The 23,763-nt window shown below is 34.5% G+C and carries 22 protein-coding genes; 7 read left to right on the top strand and 15 right to left on the bottom strand.

Going from position 1 to position 23,763, the window contains the following annotated elements:
* The first annotated feature begins 25 nt into the window (after positions 1 to 25).
* On the top strand, positions 26 to 220 hold the full coding sequence (locus WHC90_RS03230; protein WP_188599436.1) for a hypothetical protein: 195 nt from the start codon (positions 26 to 28) through the stop codon (positions 218 to 220).
* 41 nt (positions 221 to 261) lie between these two features.
* Here the strand turns inward: WHC90_RS03230 and WHC90_RS03225 are convergent, their stop codons facing one another.
* The 4 genes from WHC90_RS03225 to WHC90_RS03210 are packed head-to-tail and all read right to left on the bottom strand — an operon-like array spanning position 262 to position 3,371.
* Positions 262 to 729 carry a sensor of ECF-type sigma factor gene (locus tag WHC90_RS03225; RefSeq protein WP_188599437.1) on the bottom strand — a complete coding sequence of 156 codons (468 nt, stop codon included), beginning with the start codon at positions 727 to 729 and terminating at the stop codon, positions 262 to 264.
* A gap of 2 nt (positions 730 to 731) precedes the next feature.
* Positions 732 to 1,259, bottom strand: coding sequence for a hypothetical protein (locus WHC90_RS03220; RefSeq protein WP_188599438.1), 528 nt, complete (start codon positions 1,257 to 1,259; stop codon positions 732 to 734).
* 54 nt (positions 1,260 to 1,313) lie between these two features.
* On the bottom strand, positions 1,314 to 1,865 hold the full coding sequence (locus WHC90_RS03215; protein WP_188599439.1) for an RNA polymerase sigma factor: 552 nt from the start codon (positions 1,863 to 1,865) through the stop codon (positions 1,314 to 1,316).
* A gap of 54 nt (positions 1,866 to 1,919) precedes the next feature.
* Positions 1,920 to 3,371: a TonB-dependent receptor gene (locus WHC90_RS03210; protein WP_188599440.1), complete on the bottom strand. Its 1,452-nt coding sequence runs from the start codon at positions 3,369 to 3,371 to the stop codon at positions 1,920 to 1,922.
* Positions 3,372 to 3,489: 118 nt separating this feature from the next.
* Here WHC90_RS03210 and WHC90_RS03205 point away from each other — a divergent pair, with 118 nt between their 5' ends.
* Positions 3,490 to 4,251 (top strand): MBL fold metallo-hydrolase, encoded by a 762-nt coding sequence (locus tag WHC90_RS03205; RefSeq protein WP_188599441.1) that lies wholly within the window; start codon positions 3,490 to 3,492, stop codon positions 4,249 to 4,251.
* Between the two features lie 36 nt (positions 4,252 to 4,287).
* Here the strand turns inward: WHC90_RS03205 and WHC90_RS03200 are convergent, their stop codons facing one another.
* From WHC90_RS03200 to WHC90_RS03170, 7 genes are all read right to left on the bottom strand, one after another.
* Entirely contained in the window at positions 4,288 to 4,938 is a 651-nt protein-coding gene (locus WHC90_RS03200) for an alpha/beta hydrolase (protein WP_188599442.1), read from the bottom strand.
* A gap of 6 nt (positions 4,939 to 4,944) precedes the next feature.
* A complete protein-coding gene (locus WHC90_RS03195; RefSeq protein WP_188599443.1) occupies positions 4,945 to 6,204 on the bottom strand; it encodes a dihydroorotase in 1,260 nt (419 codons plus the stop codon).
* Positions 6,201 to 8,159, bottom strand: coding sequence for a BatA domain-containing protein (locus WHC90_RS03190; RefSeq protein WP_188599444.1), 1,959 nt, complete (start codon positions 8,157 to 8,159; stop codon positions 6,201 to 6,203). Before WHC90_RS03190 ends, WHC90_RS03195 begins: the two co-directional genes overlap by 4 nt.
* Before the next feature lie 52 nt (positions 8,160 to 8,211).
* Positions 8,212 to 8,997, bottom strand: coding sequence for a TIGR02757 family protein (locus tag WHC90_RS03185; protein ID WP_188599445.1), 786 nt, complete (start codon positions 8,995 to 8,997; stop codon positions 8,212 to 8,214).
* Complete coding sequence (locus WHC90_RS03180) at positions 8,981 to 9,640, bottom strand: ABC transporter ATP-binding protein (RefSeq protein WP_188599446.1); 660 nt, start codon at positions 9,638 to 9,640, stop codon at positions 8,981 to 8,983. Before WHC90_RS03180 ends, WHC90_RS03185 begins: the two co-directional genes overlap by 17 nt.
* 104 nt (positions 9,641 to 9,744) lie before the next feature.
* Positions 9,745 to 12,171: a DUF5916 domain-containing protein gene (locus WHC90_RS03175; protein ID WP_188599447.1), complete on the bottom strand. Its 2,427-nt coding sequence runs from the start codon at positions 12,169 to 12,171 to the stop codon at positions 9,745 to 9,747.
* Between the two features lie 219 nt (positions 12,172 to 12,390).
* Positions 12,391 to 14,832, bottom strand: coding sequence for a DUF5916 domain-containing protein (locus tag WHC90_RS03170; RefSeq protein WP_188599448.1), 2,442 nt, complete (start codon positions 14,830 to 14,832; stop codon positions 12,391 to 12,393).
* A gap of 195 nt (positions 14,833 to 15,027) precedes the next feature.
* Here WHC90_RS03170 and sucC point away from each other — a divergent pair, with 195 nt between their 5' ends.
* Complete coding sequence (sucC, locus tag WHC90_RS03165; protein ID WP_188599449.1) at positions 15,028 to 16,224, top strand: ADP-forming succinate--CoA ligase subunit beta; 1,197 nt, start codon at positions 15,028 to 15,030, stop codon at positions 16,222 to 16,224.
* Positions 16,225 to 16,337: 113 nt separating this feature from the next.
* Positions 16,338 to 16,898 carry a hypothetical protein gene (locus WHC90_RS03160; protein WP_188599450.1) on the top strand — a complete coding sequence of 187 codons (561 nt, stop codon included), beginning with the start codon at positions 16,338 to 16,340 and terminating at the stop codon, positions 16,896 to 16,898.
* Between the two features lie 2 nt (positions 16,899 to 16,900).
* On the opposite strand, the gene uvrB is transcribed toward WHC90_RS03160, so the two are convergent.
* The 4 genes from uvrB to WHC90_RS03140 form a co-directional block, all read right to left on the bottom strand.
* Entirely contained in the window at positions 16,901 to 18,889 is a 1,989-nt protein-coding gene (uvrB, locus tag WHC90_RS03155) for an excinuclease ABC subunit UvrB (protein ID WP_188599451.1), read from the bottom strand.
* A gap of 63 nt (positions 18,890 to 18,952) precedes the next feature.
* A complete protein-coding gene (locus WHC90_RS03150; RefSeq protein WP_188599452.1) occupies positions 18,953 to 19,798 on the bottom strand; it encodes an ABC transporter permease in 846 nt (281 codons plus the stop codon).
* A gap of 20 nt (positions 19,799 to 19,818) precedes the next feature.
* Entirely contained in the window at positions 19,819 to 20,718 is a 900-nt protein-coding gene (locus tag WHC90_RS03145; RefSeq protein WP_188599453.1) for an ABC transporter ATP-binding protein, read from the bottom strand.
* 112 nt (positions 20,719 to 20,830) lie between these two features.
* Complete coding sequence (locus WHC90_RS03140; protein WP_188599454.1) at positions 20,831 to 21,337, bottom strand: IS1096 element passenger TnpR family protein; 507 nt, start codon at positions 21,335 to 21,337, stop codon at positions 20,831 to 20,833.
* 41 nt (positions 21,338 to 21,378) lie between these two features.
* Here WHC90_RS03140 and WHC90_RS03135 point away from each other — a divergent pair, with 41 nt between their 5' ends.
* The 3 genes from WHC90_RS03135 to WHC90_RS03125 are packed head-to-tail and all read left to right on the top strand — an operon-like array spanning position 21,379 to position 23,746.
* The gene (locus WHC90_RS03135; RefSeq protein WP_229664948.1) at positions 21,379 to 21,831 is read left to right on the top strand and encodes a PaaI family thioesterase; all 453 of its coding nucleotides are present in this window, start codon (positions 21,379 to 21,381) and stop codon (positions 21,829 to 21,831) included.
* A 2-nt stretch (positions 21,832 to 21,833) separates the two neighbouring features.
* Positions 21,834 to 22,691, top strand: coding sequence for an alpha/beta fold hydrolase (locus tag WHC90_RS03130; RefSeq protein ID WP_188599456.1), 858 nt, complete (start codon positions 21,834 to 21,836; stop codon positions 22,689 to 22,691).
* Positions 22,688 to 23,746 (top strand): isochorismate synthase, encoded by a 1,059-nt coding sequence (locus WHC90_RS03125; RefSeq protein ID WP_188599457.1) that lies wholly within the window; start codon positions 22,688 to 22,690, stop codon positions 23,744 to 23,746. Before WHC90_RS03130 ends, WHC90_RS03125 begins: the two co-directional genes overlap by 4 nt.
* The last annotated feature ends 17 nt before the right edge of the window (positions 23,747 to 23,763 follow it).

Here is a 23,763-nt window from a genome sequence, read left to right as displayed (position 1 = left end):
TAACTATATAATTTAAGTTTTAAAAATGGCAAGAGCAATGTTTGAGTACACCAAGACTGTACTAAAAAAAGTAAGTTTTAATTCTGAATTGTTTTGTAAAGAACTTGAAAAAGCGGTAAAAAGATTATTGCCTCATGAAATCAAAGAACTTGAGATATGGGTTCGAAAATTTACATCTAATAAACCAGAATTATATGCTTGTTTAGCAATTATAAAGTAAAAAAAAAGGAACTACATTGTAGTTCCTTTTTTTTTATTCTTTTACCTCTGTGAAGTAGGTTTCTTTTGTTTCTTGTAGCGTGATAATAATTTTCTATTAAAATCGCGTTCAGCATTTTGTAGTTTGATAATTTTAATATCAGAGATAACGGTCCTCATTTCTTTAAAGTAATTAATCTGAGTGTCGTATTCTGCTTTGTCTAAAGCAAGCATTTTATCTGTAATAGTTTTTGCTTCTCTTTCATTAATCTTATCAATACCTCCAAGCTGTTCAATCTCTTTTTTTAGATTTCTTCTTTCGTTATAATAAAGATCATGACGTTTTTTGTCAAACTTATTGTAAACAGGCCAAAATTTTATAGCTTCTTGTTGTGATAAATTTAATTCTTCTGTAATAAAAGCAACTTTAAGTGCTTTTATTTTATCTCTACTTTCATTATCATTTTGAGAAAATGAATTCAAGCTGAATGCTAAAGTAAAGAGTACTAATAGGGTGTGTTTTGTACGCATTATTATTCAATTTCTGTTAATAGGACTGAGTTGTCTATAGTGTTTAAATATTCAAAAATTTCTTCATCAGTAAGCGTTAGCTCATCTTCTAATAATAAAGTTTCTGTAAAATCAGCATCCACAAATTGGGCATTAAAGCTTTCTGGGTGGAGTGTTAAATAACTTTCATCTATCCAGTTTTCTAATTCGGTTGATGAAATGTTTTCAAAAGAGGTCGTATTGGTCAAGGTTAGGTAATTTAACCCGAAAAACAACAGTACACTTGCAGCAGCAGCAGTTGGAATGTAGCTTAAGATTCTTGAGCGTAATGAAATAACTTTGACTTCTTTTTTAGAGAGGTCTAAGCGTGAAAATATGGTTTCTTCAACAGTGCTAAAATAATTATTTGGTATCTGATGTCCAGTTTCTTTTGGAAACTCACTGGTTGCTAAGTTTGCAAATAACTGATCTTCTACAGTATCAAAATAATTTGTAGGTACTGAAAAACCATGCTGCTTTTGTGGTGTTTTTCTGTCCGTATTGTTAAACATATTTTTATTTTCTTTAGGCATTACGATTCTTAGACTATTATAAATTTAAAAGGTTTAATTGAGTGTATTTTTTATATATGCTTCAACTTTTTTTACTGCGTGAAAATACGAAGCTTTTAACGCTCCTTCAGTTAATTCAAGAATTTCAGCAATCTCTTTATATTTTAAATCTTCAAAATACTTCATATTAAAAACCAACTGTTGTTTGGGTGGTAATGTTGCAATTGCTTTTTGTAGCAATACCTGAACATCATCACCAGAAAACCAATGATCACTATCTAGGTTTGAGGTTAGTTTTTCTTGATAATCACTAATGTCTAAATTGCGTTCTTTGGCTCTTTTATTGATAAAGTATATAGCCTCATTAGTGGCTATTCGATACATCCAAGAAAAAAGTTTACTCTCTTGTTTAAAATTATCAATTCCTCTAAAAATTTTAATAAAAGTATTTTGCAAAACATCATCAGCATCGTCGTGAGAAACAACAATTTTACGAATATGCCAATACAGTCGTTCCTTGTATAACTTTACAAGTTCTCTAAATGCTTTTTCTTTAGTCTTAGCATTCTGTAATTGTTCAATAAAAGCATTTTCGTCAGTAAACAAATTTGTTTGTTTTTTAGTTAGACGGTTTGGATGTGAAAAAGTTTAAGCCGAAAATTATTTTTTTAGCATTTTTCTTTTAGAATATCCAAAAAGTCGATCTTTTTTAATGATTTCAGCGATCCCTTTAGGCAGCATTTCTTCCCAGCCAGTTTCACCTTCGGTAATCATTTTTAATACTCTCCTAGAGAAAATATGAAGAATCTCTGGATCAAAATCTGTAATGTCTACTAGTTTTCCATTGTGTTTAAAGAATTTGTATAATTCTTTCATCCTTGGATGTACTTTTAAGTTGTCGCTAGTAATGTAGTCTCCAGTTTCTTTTTCTTTATAAGGATACATGTATACCTTAAGGTCTCTGTAAAACATCTTCCCGAAAGCTTCTAAAATACCCCCGCTTACATTGCGGTAATACTTTTCATCAAAAATCTGAATCAAATTGTATACGCCCATGGCTAATGCCATGCGCTCTTTGGTAAACTCGCTAAAATACTCCACTAATTTGTAGTATTCTTGAAAGTTGGTAATCATTACTTTCTGACCTAAGGAGCAAAGAAGTTCTGCTCTATCTAAGAAATCTCGTTCATTTATTTCTCCTTCTGCTCGAAGATTTGATAGGGTGATTTCAAAAATTATTTGAGTGGTCTTTGGGTCAACCTTGTTTTCTTTAAAAAATAAGGCTTTGGACTTTTCGTACATGTCCATATTTACCTTGGTAACAGGTCTAAAACTGCCACGTAAGGCCAAGATATTCTTTTTGTATAAAACTTGTGCTGGTAATAGGTTGTTTCCGTTAGCATCAAACATTACAGCGTTGGTCATTCCGTTTTTCACTAACTGTAAACTCATTAAACGGTTGTCAACGTACATAAAACGAGGGCCAGAAAAATTAATCATATCAATTTCTAGCTGATCTTTATCTAAGTTATCGTAAAATGATTTAACCAAATCTTTTGGGTTGTCATTCATATAGAAAGCACCATAGATAAGATTTACACCAAGTACACCTAATGTTTCTTGTTGTAATCGAGCATCGGTTTCTTTAAAGCGCAAATGCAAAACAATTTCATTATAATCCTCAAGTGGATCTAATTGAAATCGAAAACCAACCCAACCATGACCTTTAAATTTTTTGCTAAAATTTATAGTAGCAACAGTATTTGCATAACTAAAAAATAACTTATCTGGATGTTTGGTTCGGCTTAAGCGCTCTTCCATCAACTCCATTTCATGACGAAGCATCTTTTTTAATCGAGACTCTGTTACATATCTATTGTCTGGTTCTTCACCGTAAATGGCATCAGAGAAATCTTTGTCATAAGCACTCATGGCTTTTGCTATAGTACCAGAGGCACCACCAGCTCTAAAAAAATTACGAACGGTTTCTTGACCAGCTCCAATTTCTGCAAAGGTTCCATAAATATTTGCGTTTAAATTAACACGCAAAGCTTTACTCTTGGTTGTAGGTACCGAATTTATTTTTTGATCTCCTTTTAAGTTTACTGCCATTGATAAATAGGTAATGATATAGATAATATAAATTTACAGAAACAAATGTACTAAAAATCGACCTGCCTACTTAAATTTTAACGTATTTTTGTCATATAGATTTGTATTATTTTTGTCTATGAAAATTACTTTTTTAGGAACAGGAACTTCACAAGGAGTTCCAATGATAGCGAGTAATCATCCCGTGTGTTTATCAAAAGACTCTAAAGATAAGCGTTTGCGTTCTTCGGTCCTTGTTTCTTGGGATGACAATGTTTTTGTGGTTGATTGCGGGCCAGATTTTAGACAGCAAATGCTGCGTGAGCATGTTCAGCATATTAATGGTGTTTTGTTTACGCATGAGCATGCTGATCATACCGCTGGGTTTGATGATCTAAGACCTTTTAGTTATCAATTAGGTGAGGTGCCTGTCTTTTTAAATGAGCGTACCTTTAAGAGTTTAGAACAACGATTTTCTTATGTTTTTGATGTAAAAGATCGATATCCAGGAGCGCCTAAGGTAGCTGTAAATATCGTTGATAAAGATCCTTTTGATTTGAATGGCTTAACGGTTGTTCCGATTGAAGTGCTACATGGAAGATTGCCTGTAACTTGTTACAGATTTCAAGATTTCGCATATTTAACGGATGTTAAACATGTTTCTAAAGAAGAGAAGCAAAAGTTAAAGGGGTTAAAAGTCTTAGTGATAAATGCACTCCGAATAGAAGAGCATCCAACGCATTTCAATCTGCAAGAGGCCTTAGATTTTGTCTCAGAATTAGCTCCAGAAGTAGCCTATTTTACTCATATCAGTCATAAGTTAGGGTTTCATGCTGAGGTAGAGAGAACACTGCCAAAAAATGTGCATTTAGCCTATGATGGTTTGCGTATAGAAGTCTAACTTTAATCTGGGACTAGTTATTTTTAATAAAAAAGTTTAAAGTCTTTCTGCAATCCAATCTCTAAAACTAGAAAAATTTTGTGGTGCAACCGCATGTCCAACAGGGTATTCAGTATAGCTGTGTTTTAAGTTGTGTTGATTTAAAAATACAGGTGTTTTTCTGGCTAATTCAATAGGGATTACCTGATCAACAGCTCCATGAGAAACATAATAATCTGTTTTTATTTCTCCATCTATTAAATCCTTTTTTGGTAATAAGTGGGTGTCAATATAACCACTTAAGCCAATTACATGCTGCACTTTGTTTGGGTGTAAAAAGCTATAAGCATAACTTAATATTGCACCTTGACTAAAACCAAGTAAGAAAATTTTGTTTGGATTTGCATGATAGGTACGTGTAAGGTAATCTATAAAATTATTTATTTTTTTTAAAGAAGAATTAGCTTGTTTTAAGTTTGATGTTTTTTTACCATCATCACTAAGAGCAATGTCATACCATCCATTAACTCCATATCCATATTCATATGGGCCTTGTGCGCTAACAATAAGAAGCTCTTCAGGTAGGCTGTATGCAAATGAAAACAAATCCATTTCATTGCTTCCGTAGCCGTGAAGTAAGATTAGTAAAGGCGGGTTTTCACTTTTAATTTTTGGTTGACGAACCTCGTAGTTTAATTCGGATTTCATAAGCTTTTATTGATTCAGAATAAGTTGATGATTAGCGTAGATTCCATACGCACTTCCTTTGAGTTTTTTCCCTAAGAAAACACTATTTTTTGAACTAGAGTAAATTTGTTCTTTTGTGAAGATGCTAAGTTTCTCTGGATTAAAGAGTGTTAAGTCTGCAATTTCATTTACAGCTATAGTGCTTTTTGGGATGTTAAATATATCTTTTGCCTGGGTTGTTAGACAGGCAATTGTTTTGTCTAAAGGCAGTATCTTGTTTACACTACCAAAAAGACTTTCCAGTCCAATGGTTCCGTCTGTAGCAGCGCTAAATTCTACTTTTTTATTTTCGATATCAATAGGATTGTGATCAGAGGTAATTGCATCAATAACACCTTCTTTAACTCCTTTGACCAGCGCTTTGCAATCTGCTTGTGTTCTTAAGGGAGGGTTTACTTTTGTATTTCCGTCAAAACCGATAAGTTCATCATCAGTGAGCGTTAAGTGATGTGCGCTAACACTACAGGTAATTTGAAGCCCTTTTTTCTTTGCATCTTTGATTAATGATACAGATTTAGCAGAGCTAATTGTAGGAATGTGTAAACGTCCGCCAGTGTATTCTAATATACATAAATCTCGAGCTATTTGTAGGTGTTCTGCAAAAGCAGGGATGCCTTTTAGCCCTAATTTGGTGCTGTTTACGCCTTCGTTGGCAATACCTTCTCCAGCAATTGCATTATTTTTAGGGAAACTCAACACAAGTCCATTAAAATTTTGCGCATATAAAAGCGCAATCTTCATTAGATTATCGTTGTTGATTGGCTTGTTGTAATCTCCATAAGCAATAGCTCCAGACTGTTGTAAGTCATACATCTCTGAGAGTTCTACACCTTGGCAGCCTTGACTTAAAGCGGCGATAGGGTATAGCTTAGTTGCATGGTCTTTTGCTTTGTTTTTTAAAAACTCTACAGCAGATTTATTGTCAATAACAGGTTGTGTATTTGGATTTACAGCTACTGCTGTGAAACCGCTTTTGGCAGCGGTGTTTAACCCGTTAGTTATGGTTTCTCGCTCTTCGAAACCCGGTTCTCCAAAGCAAACACTGCTGTCAAACCATCCAGTTGAAACATGAAGATTGTCTAAAGAGATTACTTGGTAATCTTTTTTTTCTTCGATGTGATTCTCGATGGCTATAATTTGTCCTTTTTGGATCAATATGTCTTTTTGTAGATTGTGAAACGGGCTCGTTTCATCAATTATAGTAGCTGATTTAAGAAGCGTACTCATGGTTTGAAGAGTTTTAAAATCAAAATTTCAAAGAACAAAGATACAATAGCTAACGCTAAAAACCATTTCCAAAGCCAAGTAACTTCATTTTTTTTGTGATTTTCATACAAAAGTTCTTTGATAGAGTTGGCTGTGTTTAGCTTGGAGTTTTCTTTGCTTAGGTTGTTTAGGTCTAAAAAGCGGAGCGAACTTTCTGTATTGCTATAGTTAAAAGCAATGCTTTGAATACTGTTGCCCTCGTTTTTAACTTGGTAAATTCCGGCTTGACTAAGTTGATCTCCTATCTGTAGGTTAACTTTGTTCGTGTAGCTTTGCTGCAGCGGGATAAAAGATTGTTCTACTCCTTCTATGCTCAGTACCTGATCTTTTGAAATTCGGGTAGGGATTTCTATGTTGTTTTGTGCTCCAATGGTATAGTAGGAGATAGGTTTGTTTAAGCTGAACTTTGCGATATTATAAAATACAGGCACCACTAGTGGAGAATAGGTAAAGTTGCTGTAAGCTGGATCTAGTGGAGAGGAGAACCAATAGAAATTGGAGTTGTTGAGGTTAAAGCTGCTTAAAAAGGACTGTTCATTTTCCAAGCTGAGTAATTTGTTTTGTTTTGAAGTTTTTACCCAATAGTTGAAACTTGCGTATGGGTATTGGAAGTTTTGGATTGATTTTTCAAAAACACCTGTAAAGAAAGGATGATTGTAATTGATGGCCGTAATTTGTAAACTGTCCCTAGCTAGAGGTTGAATAAATCCTGCTTTTAATTTTGATAATAATTGATTGTATGAATTGAGGTTTAGAAATGCATTTGGAATGATGGCAATTGTACCTCCGTTTTTTGTAAAACCACTTAGAAAGTCAGTAAGTGAATTTGGAATTTCTTGTAGTTCATTTAAGATGATAAGGTTTTGATTTTCGGCAATTGCATAGTTGATATTTGTAACAGAAGTGCTGCTAAAATTATAGGCTTCTTTATTAAAGATTCTTGTTGTAAATGTAGCTGTTTTTCCGATGCTTAAAACGTTGATTTTTTGCTGTGGATGAAGGCTAAAAAATAAGCGATTGTCAAAATGAAAAACATCGTCATTTTCAAGCTGAATATTTCCTTTAAAATTTGGGTTGTTTTGGATGGGGAAGTGGAGTGTTTTTGTTTCGTTTTGAGCGATAGAAAAAGTTTGTTTTGCAATTGGATTTTCTGAGTTGAAAACGGCAATTGAAATATTCTCTTTTGCTGCGCCTTGATTTTTTATCACTGCGTAGATGTCAAAATCAGTATTGTCTTTAGGTTCGATGTAAAGACTGTCGATGGAGAGGTTGTAATTTTGCTCAGGTTGCAGCTTGATAAGTGAAATAGGGGGTGTTACATTTGTAAAATCTATTTCTGTATTTTTATTATTTATTTGAAAATCAGATATTAAAACATAGTTATTTAAAGTTTTTATTTTACTTAAGAAATGTAAATTTATTTGAAGTAAAACAGCGTTTAAATCTGATTCTTTTCCACTTGTTTTTGTTAAAAGTAATGTTTTTTTGAGTTCTTCAGCGCTAAGATTTTCATAAAAATCTGTATTTGTTAGTAAGCTATAACTTACATTTTCAAAACTATTTTCTATAATTTCTTGTATAGCAACAGCTAATAATTCTCCTTTTTTTCCTTTGGCACTTGTGCTTAATGAATTGTCTAAATAGATAAAAGTATGTTGCTTTTTCGAGTGAATTTCATCACTAAAATACGGTTGAGAAAAAGCAAAAATTAAACCGGAAAACACAAGCAATCTAGCAGTTAAAATCAACCACTTTTTTAGCTTGGAACTCTTGCGGTTTTTAAGGCTTATTTTTTGTAGAAAAGCAACGTTGCTAAAAGGTGTTTTTTTTAACTTTTGCAACTGAAATAAGTGCACTAAAATAGGCACTAGTAAGAACAGTAAAAAGTATAAAATTTCTGGTTGCTTAAATTGCATTTATTAAATATATAAAATCAAAGATACTCAAAGTTTATCACTTTTTTTAAACCTAAAATTTCTCAAAAACTCCTAAGCCAAATAGTGCAAAATCATATTTTACTGGATCTTTTGAATCCATTCTTCTCAGTGCCAAATCTAATTCTGAGACTGCTTTCCAATCATTTTGTTTACGCTTTAACAGGGCTAGTTTTCTTGCTACATTTCCAGAATGTACATCAAGAGGACATGAAAGCAAAGAAGAGTTGTGTGATTTCCAGAGACCAAAATCTACACCAACCTGATCTTTCCTGACCATCCAGCGTAAAAACATGTTGATACGTTTAGCTGCAGAATTTTTTAAGGGGTCAGAGATGTGTTTTTCTGTACGTTGTGGGTGTTGATGCTTAAAAAACACTGATTTAAACCGTGAGATGCTTTGTTGGTAGCTAGCTTCAGCTTGCCTCGGTTTAAGTGCTGATTCAAGCCCTCCATCTTGCTTGTATATCTGTTGTAGTGCACTTATAAAAAAACGCAGATCTACTGCGTTAAATGTTCTGTGTACAAAGCTGTCAAATGCTTTTAAATCTTCTTCTGTATGGTTTAAAACAAAGTCATACGGTGATTCATCCATCAAAAGCATCATCTTTTTTGCATTGTTGATAATCATCTTTCTGTTTCCCCAAGCTATAGTTGCTGTTAGGAAGCCAGAAATTTCGACATCTTCTTTTAATGAAAATTGATGTGGTATTTGTATAGGGTCTGATTCTATAAATTTAGGATTGTTGTATAGGACAACTTTCTCATCTAGAAAATCTTTGAGTTCAATATGTGTTTTTAGGCTAGCTGATGATGCCATCTTTCATTACTAATTTTCTGTCTGCCATGTCGGCAAGTTCTTCATTGTGAGTTACTAATACGAATGTTTGCCCAAATTGATCTCGAAGTTTAAAAAACAATTCATGCAAGTTTTTTGCAGATTCTGAATCTAAATTTCCACTAGGCTCATCAGCTAAGATTACCGCTGGATCATTTATCAAGGCTCTTGCCACGGCAACTCGCTGTTGTTCTCCTCCAGAAAGCTCGTTGGGTTTGTGGTGGATCCGGTGGGATAAGCCTAAGAACTCTAAGATTTCTTTTGCTTTTGATTCTGTTTCCTTTTTGTCTTTTTTTGCTATAAATGCAGGGATGCATACATTTTCAAGAGCCGTAAACTCTGGAAGCAATTGATGAAATTGAAAAATAAACCCAATGTTTTGGTTCCTGAAAACGGAGAGTTCTTTATCAGAAATATTTTTTAAGGTTGTATTGTTAATCTGTAGCTCATAATCAATCCCTTTTTCAGGGCTATCTAGGGTACCAAGAATCTGTAATAATGTTGTTTTTCCTGCGCCAGAAGGCCCAACGATTGATATTATTTCTCCAGATTTGATATGAAGGTTTACACCTTTCAGTACTTCTACCTTTCCAAAATATTTATGAATATTTTTTGCGATGATCATAATGCTTTTTTAAGTAGAACGAAAGTATTAAAAATATGTTATATAAAAAGCAAAGACCTTGAAGCTTTCGGCTTCAAGGTCTCTTTTAGTCCTAAATTATAGGTTTAGAACATTTTCTTAATTTTATTATAATCGATATAGTAAACAAATCGCAAAGAAAATAGATGCTGATTTGGTTGATTAAAAAGGTCGTCAATATTTTCAAAGAAGTCTAAATTGGCATTGTTGTTTTGATTGAAAATAGAATTTCTATACAATGCAATAAGTTGACTTCCAGGAGCAAACTGCCAAATATAGTTGATGTCTAAATTCCAATTGTTAAAATTTACATCACTTCCGTTGTTGTAGGCTGTAGGTGATAGGCCTCCATTGCTATTTAATTGATAGTAGTTGTTATTGTAGTCAACTGAGCTCCAATAGTGTCTAAAAGTCAAGGATAAGGATGATTTTGTACTAAAGCTGTATTTTCCAGACAAAGAATTTACATAGCTTTTTCTATTTCGCTCTCCAAGAATAACTGCGCTACCAATTTGATCAACATAGCCTCTATCAGCTAATGTTTTATTATAGTTAAAGTCATATTGTAAAGACAATTGATTGTTAAATCGATATTTTGGACTAATTCCAAAACCGAAACTACTCTTAGGGTCGTTGCTGTATCCTGTGTAATATATGTCAGCAGATACTCTAAGTCTTTTTTGAGAGTTGGTCCCTACCCAAGCGTTTACATTTAGTCGCTGAGGTCTTAAAAAGTACACACCACTGGTGCTACCTTGTCTTGGTTCGAAGAAATCTTTGTTTTCTGAACCGTAATTTAAATTCCCTTCAAAACTCAGTCTTTTTTTAGTTTGTGCATTAAAGTTTAATCCTGCTTCATAACCTGTATATACTCCAGAATGATGTTGGTAGAGAAGGTTGTTGTAAAAATTAAAACTATAGTTGTTAAAAATTCCTTCAGGTTTTAGAGTTCTAAATCCTGCGCTTCCATAGATTTGCTGCTCATTATTGCTAAACAAGATCCCCATATCATTTGGGTTAAAATTTTTGTCTTCAAAATTATAACCGATTTCCCAGCTCCATCTTCCAGAGTTTTTCCCAAAGCTAGTATCAAATGTATAACCTGTATTTGGGTTGTTGACATCGTCAAAAATAGTACTCATTTTTACAGAACCATCAACATTGTATTTACTGTCTTTGGTCTCTAAATGCCATAATAACCCCGTAGTATTTGCATCTCTAAAATCTCCAGATCTTGTTACATTTGTGTTGATCAAGGTGATGGCAGAGTTTTGATTAAACTGTTTGTCTAATACTAAAATATTGTAATTAGAAAATGGACTGGTTACTGCTTTTCTGGTCTCTCCTGTGTTATTGTCTCTTATGGTTGCTTCTGTTTTGTTAGTAATGGCGTTAAAAACACCGATCCCCAAACCGTTTTTAGTTCTTCCAGAAACTTTAATTGCATTAAGCATGGTTACTTTTTCTGGGTAATCAATTACTTCCTCGTTTGGGTTTAGCTGACTATAAACATCAAATTGATCTATTGGATTGCTCCCAATTCTTCTAGAGTAGAATAAGTTTCCTTTGTTAAACAATTCTGTTCCTTCTGTAAAAAATTGACGTTGTTCAGAAAATTGTTGTTCAAAAGGACCTAAGTTTAATTCTACATTATCAAAACCAGCTTGGCTAAAATCAGGAATCAGTGTTGCATCTAGCGTAAAATTTTCTGAAAGCCCATATTTTACATCCATACCAATACTCCAATCGTAATCTGTATTTCCCTTATAGGTATTTGCTGCAGAAGAAGCATAAGGGTAAAACTCTAAGCGAGTAGGAGGTTTGATGTTTTTAAAGTCTTCTACCAATCCATCGTGCTGAGTCCATCGACCAATAGAATTGTCTATATGTGTCCAGGTATGTTGCTCATTGAGTCTTTCTAATCTTCGATGAAAATTAAAGCCCCAGTGTTGAATTGGTTGGTTGGCAAAACGCAAAGCACTATAAGGTATCTTCATTTCTACGGACCATCCTTTATCGTTGGTCACTACAGCGCTTTCCCATACGGCACTCCAGTTAAAATCTTCATTACCGTTAGATACTTTAGAATCTGCTTGATTACCTGTGCTTTGTACCACAAATTCAAAAGGGTTTTGACCATCATCGTTTGGATTGATGGTTACTAAAAAGAAATCAGCCTGGCTAAAGTTATCTCTAGTGGCAAACTCCATCGGGATTTGATCAGGATTAGGATCATGCATCATAGCAGAAATATAAACTGCATCATTATTGTATATAATTTTTACGATTGTTTGATAATCTGAGGCTACCTTTTCTCCATTTTCAGGTCTAAAGACAATAAAATCAGTTGCCTTTTCAGCACCTTTCCAAGCGGCATCATCTAGTTTTCCATCAATTTTTGGGGCTGTGGTAGTTCTTTTTGCCCTAATTTTTTTTCGATCAAGTTTTAGCTGAGCTTGTGTAAACTGAAAAACAAACAAGCATAAAAATAGTGTAAGTGAACGTGTGTACATTTTAATTGTATTGATTATATAAGGTAAAGACTGTATAAAAATTAAAACGTCACACTTTTAGAGAAAAAAAACTAAAAAGCCACTTTTAAAACACTAGTATAAAGGTTTAATGCTTATCGTAAATGGTTGTAAAACAAGTATTTGAGAGAGGTTGTAGGGAGGCAAAAAAAAGCTCAATGAAAACATTGAGCTTTTTGATAAAAAAGTTGGTTTTACTAACTAAAAGATGTTTTTTAGATTGTTGTAATCTACAAAATACACCAATCTTAAAGAGAATAGGTGTTGGGATTTTTCTTGCAATAATAGGTCTAAATTGTCAGAAAAGTTTAAGTCGGCTGGAGCAAAGTTTGTGCTTGGTTGTATGGTGTTTCTGTACAAAGCAATCAGTTGGCTACCTGGGGCAAATTGCCAAGTATAATTTAGATCAAAGTTCCAGCTGTTAAAGTTTACATTAGAAGTTCCATTATAGTTGGTTGCTGCTAGCCCACCATCATTTTGTAATCTATAATATTGATTCTGATACTCTGCTGTCTCCCAATAATGTCTAAAAGTTAACGACAAAGAAGATTTGATGCTAAAATTGTATTTTCCTGTTAATGAGTTATTGTAAGATCTACGATCACGCTGACCAAAAATAATATCGTTTCCAATTTTATCAACATAGCCTTGATCATTAGTGGTTTTACTATATTGATAATTGTAAATTAATGTAAATTGTTTGTTAAAGCGATATCTAGGTGATAACATGTAATTGTAGCTGTCCTTTTGGTGGTCTAGATACCAAGTTTTATTTACCCGAACATCATAAGCAAATTTATTTCTGTAATCTGATGAAACCCAAGGGTTAAAATTAATGGATCCGGGCTGGTTGAATACGCGATTTGCTTCAACTGGCTGAAAAGCAGCAAAATAATCGTATTGTGTTCCTAAATTAGAGTTTAAACTAGCTCCAAAGCCAAAACGTTCAACTGTTTGAAAAAACGAGCTTAATGAGACTGTATTGCCCGTATATTTTCCAGGGTTGTGTAAATAATTGACATTGTATTTAAAGGTGTAGCGCATTTGATTAAAATGCTTGGTCGGTTTTAGAATTTGATATGATGCTTCTCCATAAAGGGTTTGAGCATTGTTTCTGTTTTGAAAACCTAAATCATTAATATTAAACTTGTTGTCTAGATAGTAATAGCCAACTTCAGCTTGCCAATTTCCAGCAGCTTTAGCGATGCTTGTGTCAAAGCTATAACCTGTGGTTGCTGGTCCATCATTTTTAATAGAACTAGTTTTAATAGAGCCATCAATAAAATATTTGCTGTCTTTGGTTCTTACATGATATAACAGACCGGTAACATTTCCATCTCTAAAATCATCTCCAACTCTTGTTACGTTTGTGTTAATTAAGGTGATGGCTGAGTTTTGATTAAATTGTTGATCCAAAACAAAAACATTGTAATTGGTAAATGGCTCAACCGTTTTTTGAGTTAATTCATCTGTAGTTGTATTGCGAATACTTGCTGATGCTTTTTCTGTAAAGGCATTAAAAAAACCGATTCCCAAACCATTCTTAGTTCTTCCAGATATTTTAATTGCATTTAGCATCTGAACCTTATTTGGATAATCAACTAATTCTTCGTTTGCATTTAAGCCATTTAGAACGCGTCCCTTGCTAATTGATGCTCTGTCTCCAATTCTTCTGGAGTAGAATAGGTTTCCTTTACCAAAAAGTTCTGTTCCTTCAGTAAAAAATTGTCGTTGCTCGTTAAACTGCTGTTCAAATGGCCCTAAGTTTAAGGTTACATTGTCAAAGGCGGTTTGTCCAAAGTCAGGAATTAAAGTCGCATCTAAAGTAAAGTTTTCTGTAATTCCATATTTAATATCTAAACCTAGGCTGTTGCTAAAGTTTGTATTGCCACCATAATTAGACATTGTCGTTGATGCGTAAGGAAAAAAGCTCAACCTCGTAGGAGGTTTAATATCTCTAAGTCCTTCTACTAAGCCATCGTATTGAGTCCATGAACCTTCTTGGTTGCTGATAAAGTTCCAAGAGTATTGAGCGTTTTGTCGAATCACTTTTCTTTGAAAATTAATCCCCCAAGATTGTACTTCTCTATTGGCAAAACGAAGCGCACTATAAGGAATTTTTAGTTCTGCGGACCATCCTTTGTCATGAACCTTTACCGCACTTTCCCAAACAGCACTCCAGTTGTAATCTTCATTTCCCTCAGAAACTTTTGCATCTGCTTGTGAGCCCGTGCTCATCACGACAAATTGAAAAGGGTTTTGTCCGTCATCATTAGGGTTAATGGTCACTAAGAAAAAATCTGTTTGACCAAAATCATCACGATCAGTGAATTCCATGGCGATAGCACTTGGATCGTCGTCATACATTAAAGCACTAACGTAAATAGCTTCATCATCGTAGATGATTTTTACTTCTGTTTTATGTGTTTTTGGTTCCGCTTTCCCGTTTACAGGACTATTCATGATAAAATCCTTCGCGACTTCTGCATCGTCCCATGCTTTGTCTGTAAGAAGACCGTCTATTCTTGGAGCTTTATGGATGGATCTATTCGTGGTGAGTTTTTTTCTGTTTTTGTTGATTTGCGCATGTGATTGTACTACAGTAAAGAGCGCAATTAATGCGAAAAAGAAGGGTTTGGTCATGGTTTTTGGTTCGCTACAATATTAATATGTAAAAATATCTATGATTATTTTGCGAAAATCATAAATTCTTGTTAATTCTAAACAAAGATTTATTAATTTTTTTGAATCACAAAAAATATAAAGGTTTTTAATAAAAGTGGTCTTATTTTCGAATTTGAATTTGTACTTTTGTAATCGTTAAAAAACATTCAAAAAATGAATTTACACGAATATCAAGGAAAAGAAATTTTGAGCAGCTTTGGCGTAAGAATCCAACGCGGAATTGTTGCCGGGAGTCATAAAGAAGCTGTTGATGCAGCAAAACAACTAACCGTTGAGACTGGTACAAGCTGGTATGTGGTTAAAGCACAGGTTCACGCTGGTGGTCGTGGTAAAGGTGGTGGAGTTAAGTTGGCAAAAAACTTAGCTGAAGTAGAAAGCATCTCTAACGATATTATTGGAATGATGTTGGTAACACCTCAAACTTCTGCAGAAGGGAAAAAGGTAAACCAAGTATTAATCTGTGAAGACGTATATTATCCTGGAGATTCAGAGCCAGAAGAATATTATATGTCTGTTTTATTAAACAGAAACACGGGTAAAAACATGATCATGTATTCTACTGAAGGTGGAATGGACATTGAAACTGTTGCAGAAGAAACTCCGCATTTAATTTTTACTGAAGAAATTGATCCTTTATTAGGAATCATGCCTTTTCAGGCACGTAAAGTTGCTTTTAACTTAGGTTTGTCAGGTACAGCAATGAAAGAAATGGTAAAATTTGTTACCAACTTATATACTGCTTACGTAAAGTCTGATTCTTCTTTGTTTGAAATCAATCCTGTATTAAAAACGTCTGATTCTAAAATTTTAGCTGTTGATGCTAAAGTAACTTTAGATGAAAATGCATTATATCGCCATAAAGATTACGCTCAAATGCGTGACTTACGTGAGGAGAATCCAATCGAAGTAGAGGCAAAAGCTGCTGGTTTAAACTATGTAGATTTGGATGGAAATGTTGGATGTATGGTAAACGGAGCTGGATTAGCGATGGGAACTATGGATTTAATTAAACAAGCTGGAGGAGAGCCTGCAAACTTTTTAGATGTTGGAGGTACTGCTGATGCAAAGCGTGTTGAAACAGCCTTTGGAATCATCTTAAAAGATCCAAATGTAAAAGCTATTTTAGTAAATATTTTTGGAGGAATCGTTCGTTGTGATCGTGTTGCTCAAGGTGTTGTAGATGCTTATGTAAGTATGGGAGACAAAATTACTGTTCCTATTATTTGTAGACTACAAGGAACCAATGCTAAAGAAGCTAAAGAATTGATAGATAATAGTGGTATGAAAATTATTTCAGCTACAGAATTCCAAGAAGCAGCAGATAAAGTACAAGAAGTACTAGCTTTGTAAGTTTTTAGGACATATAAATATAATAGACGCCTCACATTGTGAGGCGTTTTTTTTGTTGCTTGTATTCTTGTAAATAGGCTTATATTGCTTTTTATAAATTTTAAAATTTCAACATGAGAAAAATTCTTGTTTTAATCTTATTTCCACTGCAACTGATTGCTCAAGAGTTGCCTGGATCTGTACAGTTTTGGAATACATTAAAGACCCATTGTGGAAAATCTTATGAAGGTGTAATTACTGCTGGAGGTAAAGAAGGGGATGGTTTTGTAGGAGAAAAACTAGTGATGCATGTGCGTTCATGTGAAGGCACAACCATTAAAATCCCTTTTTTTGTAGGAGAAGACAAATCTAGAACCTGGGTTTTTACTCTGACTCCAGAGAAATTAATCCGATTAAAACACGATCATAGACATCAAGATGGTAGTGAAGATAAAATAACTCAATACGGTGGACTTAGTCCTAATACGGGTGCTGCAAACATTCAATATTTTCCAGCAGACCAAGAAACAGCGAATCTAATTTCGTATGCTGCTCAAAATGTGTGGTGGGTAACCTTAAATAAAACAAGTTTTACGTATAACTTGCGTAGAATTGGAAGTGATCGTTTGTTTACGGTAAAATTTGATCTCACAAAAGAAGTGGAGAATCCAGGTGCGCCTTGGGGGCATAAATAAAGTTATAGATGCTTTTTAAGCGCTTCAATTTCATCTCTAAATTTGGCAGCTGCAAGAAAATCTAAAGCTTTGGCAGCCTGTTCCATTTGTTTTCGGGTTTCTCGAATTCTTTTTTCTATTTCTGATTTTGGCAAATATTCCAAATCCTGCTCAGCTGCTTTTTGGATAGCATTGTCATAATGATATGAAGAAACCGCGTTTTTAGAGAGGGTATTGTCTATGCTTTTTTTAATCTGCGTAGGAGTGATGTTGTGTTTGGTATTGTAATCTTCTTGTTTTTTTCTCCTTCTATCTGTTTCGTCTATGGTCAGTTTCATACTGTTGGTGATCTTGTCAGCATATAAGATAGCAAGCCCATTGACATTTCTAGCAGCTCTACCGATGGTTTGTGTTAAAGAGCGGTGAGATCGCAGAAAACCTTCTTTGTCTGCGTCTAAGATCGCGACAAGCGACACCTCAGGCAAGTCAAGACCTTCTCTAAGTAGGTTAACGCCAATCAGCACATCAAACAGTCCAGTTCTTAAGTCTTGCATAATCTGAACCCGCTCTAAAGTATCAACGTCAGAGTGGATGTATCGACAGCGAATTTGTATTCGGGTTAGGTACTTAGCCAACTCTTCTGCCATTCTTTTGGTTAATGTTGTTACTAATGTTCGCTCATCTTTTTCAACTCGAATTTGTATTTCTTCAATCAAATCATCTATCTGATTCTCGCTAGGACGAACCTCAATAATGGGATCTAACAAGCCTGTAGGCCTAATGACCTGTTCTACAAAGACACCATCCGTTTGCTGTAGTTCGTAATCAGCAGGTGTTGCACTCACATAAATTACTTGATTTTGTATGGCTTCAAACTCTTCAAATTTTAAAGGGCGGTTGTCCATGGCGGCAGGCAATCGAAACCCGTATTCTACCAAGTTTTCTTTTCTGCTTCTATCTCCTCCATACATGGCGTGAGTCTGTGGGATGGTTACATGACTCTCATCGATAATCATTAAATAATCATCCGGAAAATAATCCAAGAGACAAAAAGGTCTTGTGCCAGCTTGTCGACCGTCCAAATAACGAGAGTAATTTTCAATTCCAGAACAATAGCCCAGTTCCCGAATCATTTCTAAATCAAATTCGGTTCGTTCCTTTAAGCGTTTCGCTTCTAAGTGTTTTCCAATTTCTTTAAAATAATTCACCTGTTTTACCATATCCTCTTGAATCTGGTGTATTGCGTTTTGAAGGACATCTGGAGAAGTTACAAACAAATTTGCTGGATAGATGGTCAATTCCTTAAAACGTTCAAGAATTTGATTGCTTTCCATATCAAAAGATTCAATTTCTTCTATCTCATCTCCAAAAAAGTGAACTCGATAGCCATGATCTCCATAAGATGGATAAATGGTTACTACATCGCCTTTTACTTTAAAAGTCCCACTCTTTATTTCTACTTCGGTTCTCGCGTATAAGCTAGTGACCAATTGGTGTAAAAATTTAGTTCGAGAAATTTGTTGGTCAACGGCAATAGGGATGACATTTTTTTTGAATTCAACCGGGTTCCCTATCCCGTATAAACAAGAAACGGATGCAACTACCAAGACATCTTTTCTTCCAGAAAGCAAGGAAGATGAGGTGCTTATCCTCAATCGCTCTATGTCATCATTAATAGAGAGATCTTTTTCTATATAAGTTCCCGATACGGGAATGTAAGCCTCGGGTTGATAGTAGTCGTAATACGACACAAAATACTCGACGGCATTGTTTGGAAAAAACTGCTTAAACTCTGAATACAATTGAGCTGCAAGTGTTTTGTTGTGTGCTAAAACAAGGGTAGGTTTGTCTATTTTTTCAACTACATTGGCAATTGTAAATGTTTTACCAGAACCAGTAACACCCAGTAAAGTTTGATGCTTCTCTCCACTTAAAATACCATCGGTAAGCTGCTTAATGGCAGCAGGTTGATCGCCGGTGGGTTTGAATTTAGATTCTAATTTAAATTGCATACAACAAAAATACAGATACTTTTTATAAAAATATCTGTATTTAAATTCTTTTATGAAACTGTTTTACAAGTCTCTCTTTTTAAGGAGTGCATAAGATAAATAGATAAAGATTGCAGTCCAAGCAATGACTATAAACACATCGGTAAATTGTACCGAAAAATCTTTGCTGACGTCCTCTCCAATTTGATTGGCGATAGACTTAACAGCACCAAGTCTTGTGGCAGGTTCTTTAATTAAATTAGCCATGGCCTCTAAAGGCAAGAATTGCATAATATTAGAAACTCTCTCAGAAGTATTGTCTACATCACGTAGGCTCCAATACAAATAGCCTTTAAATATGCTTTCTATGATTAACCAGATTAACATTGCACCCACAGCAAAAGCTGAACGCTTCACTAAGATCCCTAAAAACAGACCGAAGCTAAAAAAGCCGACTAGCTTTATAAAAAATGCTAACAAGTACTCGAGTTCTGAGAAAATGATACTGAGTTCGTTAAAATCAGAATAAATTAACCCCAAGATTAAAGAAACTGCAAACACAAAAAGGGTCGAAATAAATGCAAAAGCAACAACGGTATAAAACTTAGATAGGATGAATTCTTTTTTGCTCAAACCGTCTATTAAGTTTTGCTTTAAGGTCTTGTTGCTATATTCATTAGCCATCATAGAAACGATGACCAAGAGCAAGAAGAATTTAAAGATAGCTGCTACATAAGTGTTAAAGTGCCAGATATAAGGAAAGTTAAAGATTCCTTGATCTGCCAAGTGAAACTTAATTACGCCAATATCAAATTTGATAGCGGCTATTAGTGCAATCGAGGTTAATAAAGCAAAATAAATAATGGAAAGAACTTTACTTGCTCGGTTGTATTTTAATTTATGAAATTCAATATTTAGCAATCTAAACATGGTGGTGATTTTTTAGTTGATTAGTTGTTTTTGGTCAGGTCTAAGAACTGTTGTTCTAAGCTAGGCTTACGTTTTACCAAATGCGATACAACAATATCGTTTTTAAATAAAAAGCTGTTTAATTCTGAAGCTGTGATGTCTTCTATAATAGTAGCGATGATAACTCCATTATCTGTTTTTACAGACCCAATGGCTTCGTTGCTTTCTAAAAGGCTTAAGAGTTTTTCTTCATTGTCATCAACCTTTAGTTCAAACAATCCTTTTGATGCTGTCATTTCATCCACACGACCAGCATACAATTTAATACCATTTCTAATCACCACAACATGGCTACATACTTTTTCAACTTCATCAAGTAGATGCGATGCAAGAAGGATGGTTGTGCCTGTAGCAGCAATGTCTTTAATGATTTGTCTAATTTCGTGAATACCTTGAGGGTCTAATCCATTGGTAGGTTCATCCAATATTAATATTTCAGGATCGTTTAACAAGGCAGAGGCAATAGCCAGTCGTTGTTTCATCCCTAAGGAGTAGGTGCTAAATTTGCTGTTTCTACGGTCAAATAAATTAACGGCTTTAAGTTTTTCTTCAATTTTTACAGAAGAAACCCCCTTTATTTTACAAATGAGGTTTAAATTTTGTGCAGCCGTCATATATGGGTAAAAGTTAGGTCGCTCTATAATGGCGCCAACTTTTTTTAAGGCTTCATGGGTTGATAGCCCTCCGTCAAACCAACTGAAGCTTCCAGAGGTTTTATTTACAACATTTAAGATAATGCCAAGTGTGGTTGATTTTCCACTTCCATTTGGGCCAAGAATACCGTAAACATTTCCTTTTTGAATATCAAAAGAAAGGTTATTAACAGCGTGAACGGGTCCAAATTTTTTGTCTAAATTTTTAAGTGATAAGATTGTTTCCAAAGAATTTGTTTTAGTCGATATAGTATTCGACGAACAAGATACGCAATTGTTACAGAAAGATAAAAATTGACCTTTGTATTCTTGAGGTAATTTGGATGAGGTTTAGAGGGGTTTAATAATTTTCAAAATCATAATCATCCAAAGAATCAAAGAGATCGTTGTCTAAAAGATCGTCATCATCATCAAATCCTTCGTCAGATAAGCGCTCAGCAACAAATTCTTTTTCGGGTGCTGTTTCTGGAATTTCACCTACAGATAAAATAATTGTGCTAGCCTCAAGTACTTCGTTGTTAATTTCAACGACATCAACATAAAAAGTCCATAGATTTAAAAAGTCATAGACATAGATAAGCTTGTCGTTAACTGCCTCAAGAGTTTCGTTTAAAGTGCAAGTTTTCATAGAAATTGCATCACCAAACTCAGACATGTTAAAAAGAGGAATTTCTTCTCCTTGATTCCATTCTTGATCAGTTCTGTAAAAAGAAGCCATTTCTTGACCATTAAAACCAAAAGCTGCTGCAATGGTTGTGTGTAGCTCTTCTAAATTGAAGTTGTTGTTTACAGAAATGGTTCTGATAACATCTTCTTTGCTATCAAGGATAACGCGTATTTTATACATGGGCAATTACTTCTTTCGGAGCTGCAAAAATACAATAAATTATGTGTATTTTTACGTTAAAATACAATAGAATGTTGGATAAAACTACCTTGTTAAAACGGTTTAACGATCGTGCAAAAAACAGCTTAATGGAAACCTTAGAGATTGTTTATACAGATATTGGTGATGATTTTTTGACAGCACAAATGCCTGTTAATCCTAGAGTTCATCAACCTTTAGGTCAACTTCATGGAGGTGCAACTGCAGCTTTGGCTGAGAGTGTAGGGAGTGCGGCTTCTAATTTTTTTATCGATAGTGAAACTCAATATGTCAATGGGATCAATTTATCTATCAATCACCTGAAGAGTAAAAGAGAAGGTATGGTGACTGCCATTGCAAAAATCATTCACAAAGGAAGAACAACTCATTTATGGGAGATTCGCGTAGTAGATGAAGAAGGGCAATTAATTGCAATTTCAAAACTGACCAACATCGTTTTGCAGAAGAACAGATAAACATGAAGCGACTGAAAAAAACTCTTAAGTTGCTTGCATATCTGGTTATAGCTGCATTTTTGATTTTGTATTTGGTTTTTATTTATTTTTCTCAGCCCAAATCAGATGATAAACTTCTTGCCAGTTTTAAAGGAACTATGACTGAACCTACAATTTTTAAGAAAACCTTTCAAGGATCTACTTACAGGGTGTTAGCAATGCAAAAAGAGATTGATACGCTTTTGCCAACAATGGTTTTTGTTCATGGAACACCGGGGTCTTCATCAGACTTTAAGGCCTATTTATCAGATTCTACGCTTAATGCAAGAGCAAACTTACTAGCATACGATCGGGTGGGATACAACTACAAGGATTCAAGTTCCACTCAAGCATCCATTGCTTTTGAAAGAGATCTATTAATTAATTTATTAGGAGAGTTACCTCAAAAAAATACAGTTGTTGTTGGATACTCATATGGAGGACCTGTAGCTTTGTCGCTTCAAATTCCATTAAAGAAAATTGTTTTATTGGCTCCAGCAGTTTATAGTAAAGAAGAGCTGGTGCCTTGGCCGATTAAATTTTATCAATGGAAGCTTACCCGTTGGTTGGTTCCACATATTTGGAAAATGGCTTCATTAGAAAAGTTAACTCATGGTGAAGATCTAAAAACGTTTGAAAACAATTGGACACTAAATCCAAACTCTATTGTCTGTATCCAGGGAGATTCTGATCAAATTGTACCTTATGGCAATTCTTTGGCATTAAAAAAGCAATTTCCAAAAGCGCAAGTGCAGTTAAAAACCATAGTTGAGGCTGGACACGGGTTAATTTGGAGTGAATTTGAAAGTATTAAAGAACAATTATTAAAAAGCATCGATTGAAAACAATTATAGAAAAAGCCAAAGATCATTTGCAAAAGCAGCAGCCTTTTGTGTTGTATAAACAGCCAGATGCTAATACTGTATCTGGCTTGTTTCAGCTGGATGCAAAAACATATACCTGTGTTGACTATAGTGAAAAAGGTTTTGTATTTGCACCCTTTAACACACAAGAGGACGTGTTTTTTATACCTTTTGATAAAGCAGATCTATTTGTTGCACCGTGGACTCCAAAAGAAATTATTGAGTGCCCTAATATTATTTCAAAATCTTTAGAAAAAGAGAAGGAAACTCATGTTCAACTGGTTCAAAAAGGAATTAATCAGATAGGTTTAGGTGATTTTAAAAAGGTGGTTTTGGCAAGAAAAGAATCAGTTGCGCTAACCAACTTTAATCTAGAAGATGTCTTTTCTCAGATGACAAGTCGGTATACCAATGCTTTTGTATATGCATGGTTTCATCCAAAAACTGGTTTGTGGATGGGTGCCAGTCCAGAAACACTTGTAAAGATTAATGAGGCCTATTTTGAAACCATGTCTTTAGCAGGAACCCAGCAGATAAGTGAATCACTTGATCATATAGATTGGGGAGCAAAAGAAAAAGAAGAGCAGTTATTAGTTACGCAGTTTATTCAAGAGCAATTATATCCAGTGAGTTCTTCTTTGTCTATAGGTGAGGTTCAAACAGCCAAAGCAGGAAACTTACTGCATCTGAGAACCAAGATACATGGAGAAGTTTTAAAAGGCTTGCCTGTGGTTAAAACACTGATAGAAAAGCTACATCCCACTCCTGCTGTTTGTGGCTTACCAAGAGATAAAGCCAAGCAGTTTATTCTTAGCCAGGAGGCTAATAATCGAAAGTATTACAGTGGCTTTTTAGGATTGTTAAACACCTCTGATTTACAGTCAGAACTCTATGTTAATTTGCGCTGTATGGAGCTTTCTGGCGATATAGCAAATCTGTATATTGGTGGAGGAATTACTCAAGAGAGTGATCCAGAAAAAGAATGGGAGGAGACAGTTGCCAAATCTTTGGTAATGAAAAAGGTTTTATCATAAAAAAAAGCTATCAGAAT

Origin of the sequence: Polaribacter pacificus (assembly GCF_038024035.1) — a bacterium.
Taxonomy (GTDB): Bacteria; Bacteroidota; Bacteroidia; order Flavobacteriales; family Flavobacteriaceae; genus Polaribacter; species Polaribacter pacificus.
The sequence above is the reverse complement of the archived record's forward strand: the minus strand, read 5'-3'. Positions and strand labels throughout refer to the sequence as shown.

Bases quoted from the DNA above. Each gene is read 5' to 3' on its own strand.
- WHC90_RS03225 (WP_188599437.1), bottom strand. From the start codon at position 729: ATGCGTACAAAACACACCCTATTAGTACTCTTTACTTTAGCATTCAGC.
- WHC90_RS03130 (WP_188599456.1), top strand. From the start codon at position 21,834: ATGAAGCGACTGAAAAAAACTCTTAAGTTGCTTGCATATCTGGTTATA.
- uvrB (WP_188599451.1), bottom strand. From the start codon at position 18,889: ATGCAATTTAAATTAGAATCTAAATTCAAACCCACCGGCGATCAACCT.
- sucC (WP_188599449.1), top strand. From the start codon at position 15,028: ATGAATTTACACGAATATCAAGGAAAAGAAATTTTGAGCAGCTTTGGC.
- WHC90_RS03170 (WP_188599448.1), bottom strand. From the start codon at position 14,832: ATGACCAAACCCTTCTTTTTCGCATTAATTGCGCTCTTTACTGTAGTA.
- WHC90_RS03230 (WP_188599436.1), top strand. From the start codon at position 26: ATGGCAAGAGCAATGTTTGAGTACACCAAGACTGTACTAAAAAAAGTA.
- WHC90_RS03150 (WP_188599452.1), bottom strand. From the start codon at position 19,798: ATGTTTAGATTGCTAAATATTGAATTTCATAAATTAAAATACAACCGA.
- WHC90_RS03220 (WP_188599438.1), bottom strand. From the start codon at position 1,259: ATGTTTAACAATACGGACAGAAAAACACCACAAAAGCAGCATGGTTTT.
- WHC90_RS03175 (WP_188599447.1), bottom strand. From the start codon at position 12,171: ATGTACACACGTTCACTTACACTATTTTTATGCTTGTTTGTTTTTCAG.
- WHC90_RS03205 (WP_188599441.1), top strand. From the start codon at position 3,490: ATGAAAATTACTTTTTTAGGAACAGGAACTTCACAAGGAGTTCCAATG.
- WHC90_RS03195 (WP_188599443.1), bottom strand. From the start codon at position 6,204: ATGAGTACGCTTCTTAAATCAGCTACTATAATTGATGAAACGAGCCCG.
- WHC90_RS03210 (WP_188599440.1), bottom strand. From the start codon at position 3,371: ATGGCAGTAAACTTAAAAGGAGATCAAAAAATAAATTCGGTACCTACA.
- WHC90_RS03135 (WP_229664948.1), top strand. From the start codon at position 21,379: ATGTGTATTTTTACGTTAAAATACAATAGAATGTTGGATAAAACTACC.
- WHC90_RS03140 (WP_188599454.1), bottom strand. From the start codon at position 21,337: ATGTATAAAATACGCGTTATCCTTGATAGCAAAGAAGATGTTATCAGA.
- WHC90_RS03160 (WP_188599450.1), top strand. From the start codon at position 16,338: ATGAGAAAAATTCTTGTTTTAATCTTATTTCCACTGCAACTGATTGCT.
- WHC90_RS03185 (WP_188599445.1), bottom strand. From the start codon at position 8,997: ATGGCATCATCAGCTAGCCTAAAAACACATATTGAACTCAAAGATTTT.
- WHC90_RS03180 (WP_188599446.1), bottom strand. From the start codon at position 9,640: ATGATCATCGCAAAAAATATTCATAAATATTTTGGAAAGGTAGAAGTA.
- WHC90_RS03190 (WP_188599444.1), bottom strand. From the start codon at position 8,159: ATGCAATTTAAGCAACCAGAAATTTTATACTTTTTACTGTTCTTACTA.
- WHC90_RS03200 (WP_188599442.1), bottom strand. From the start codon at position 4,938: ATGAAATCCGAATTAAACTACGAGGTTCGTCAACCAAAAATTAAAAGT.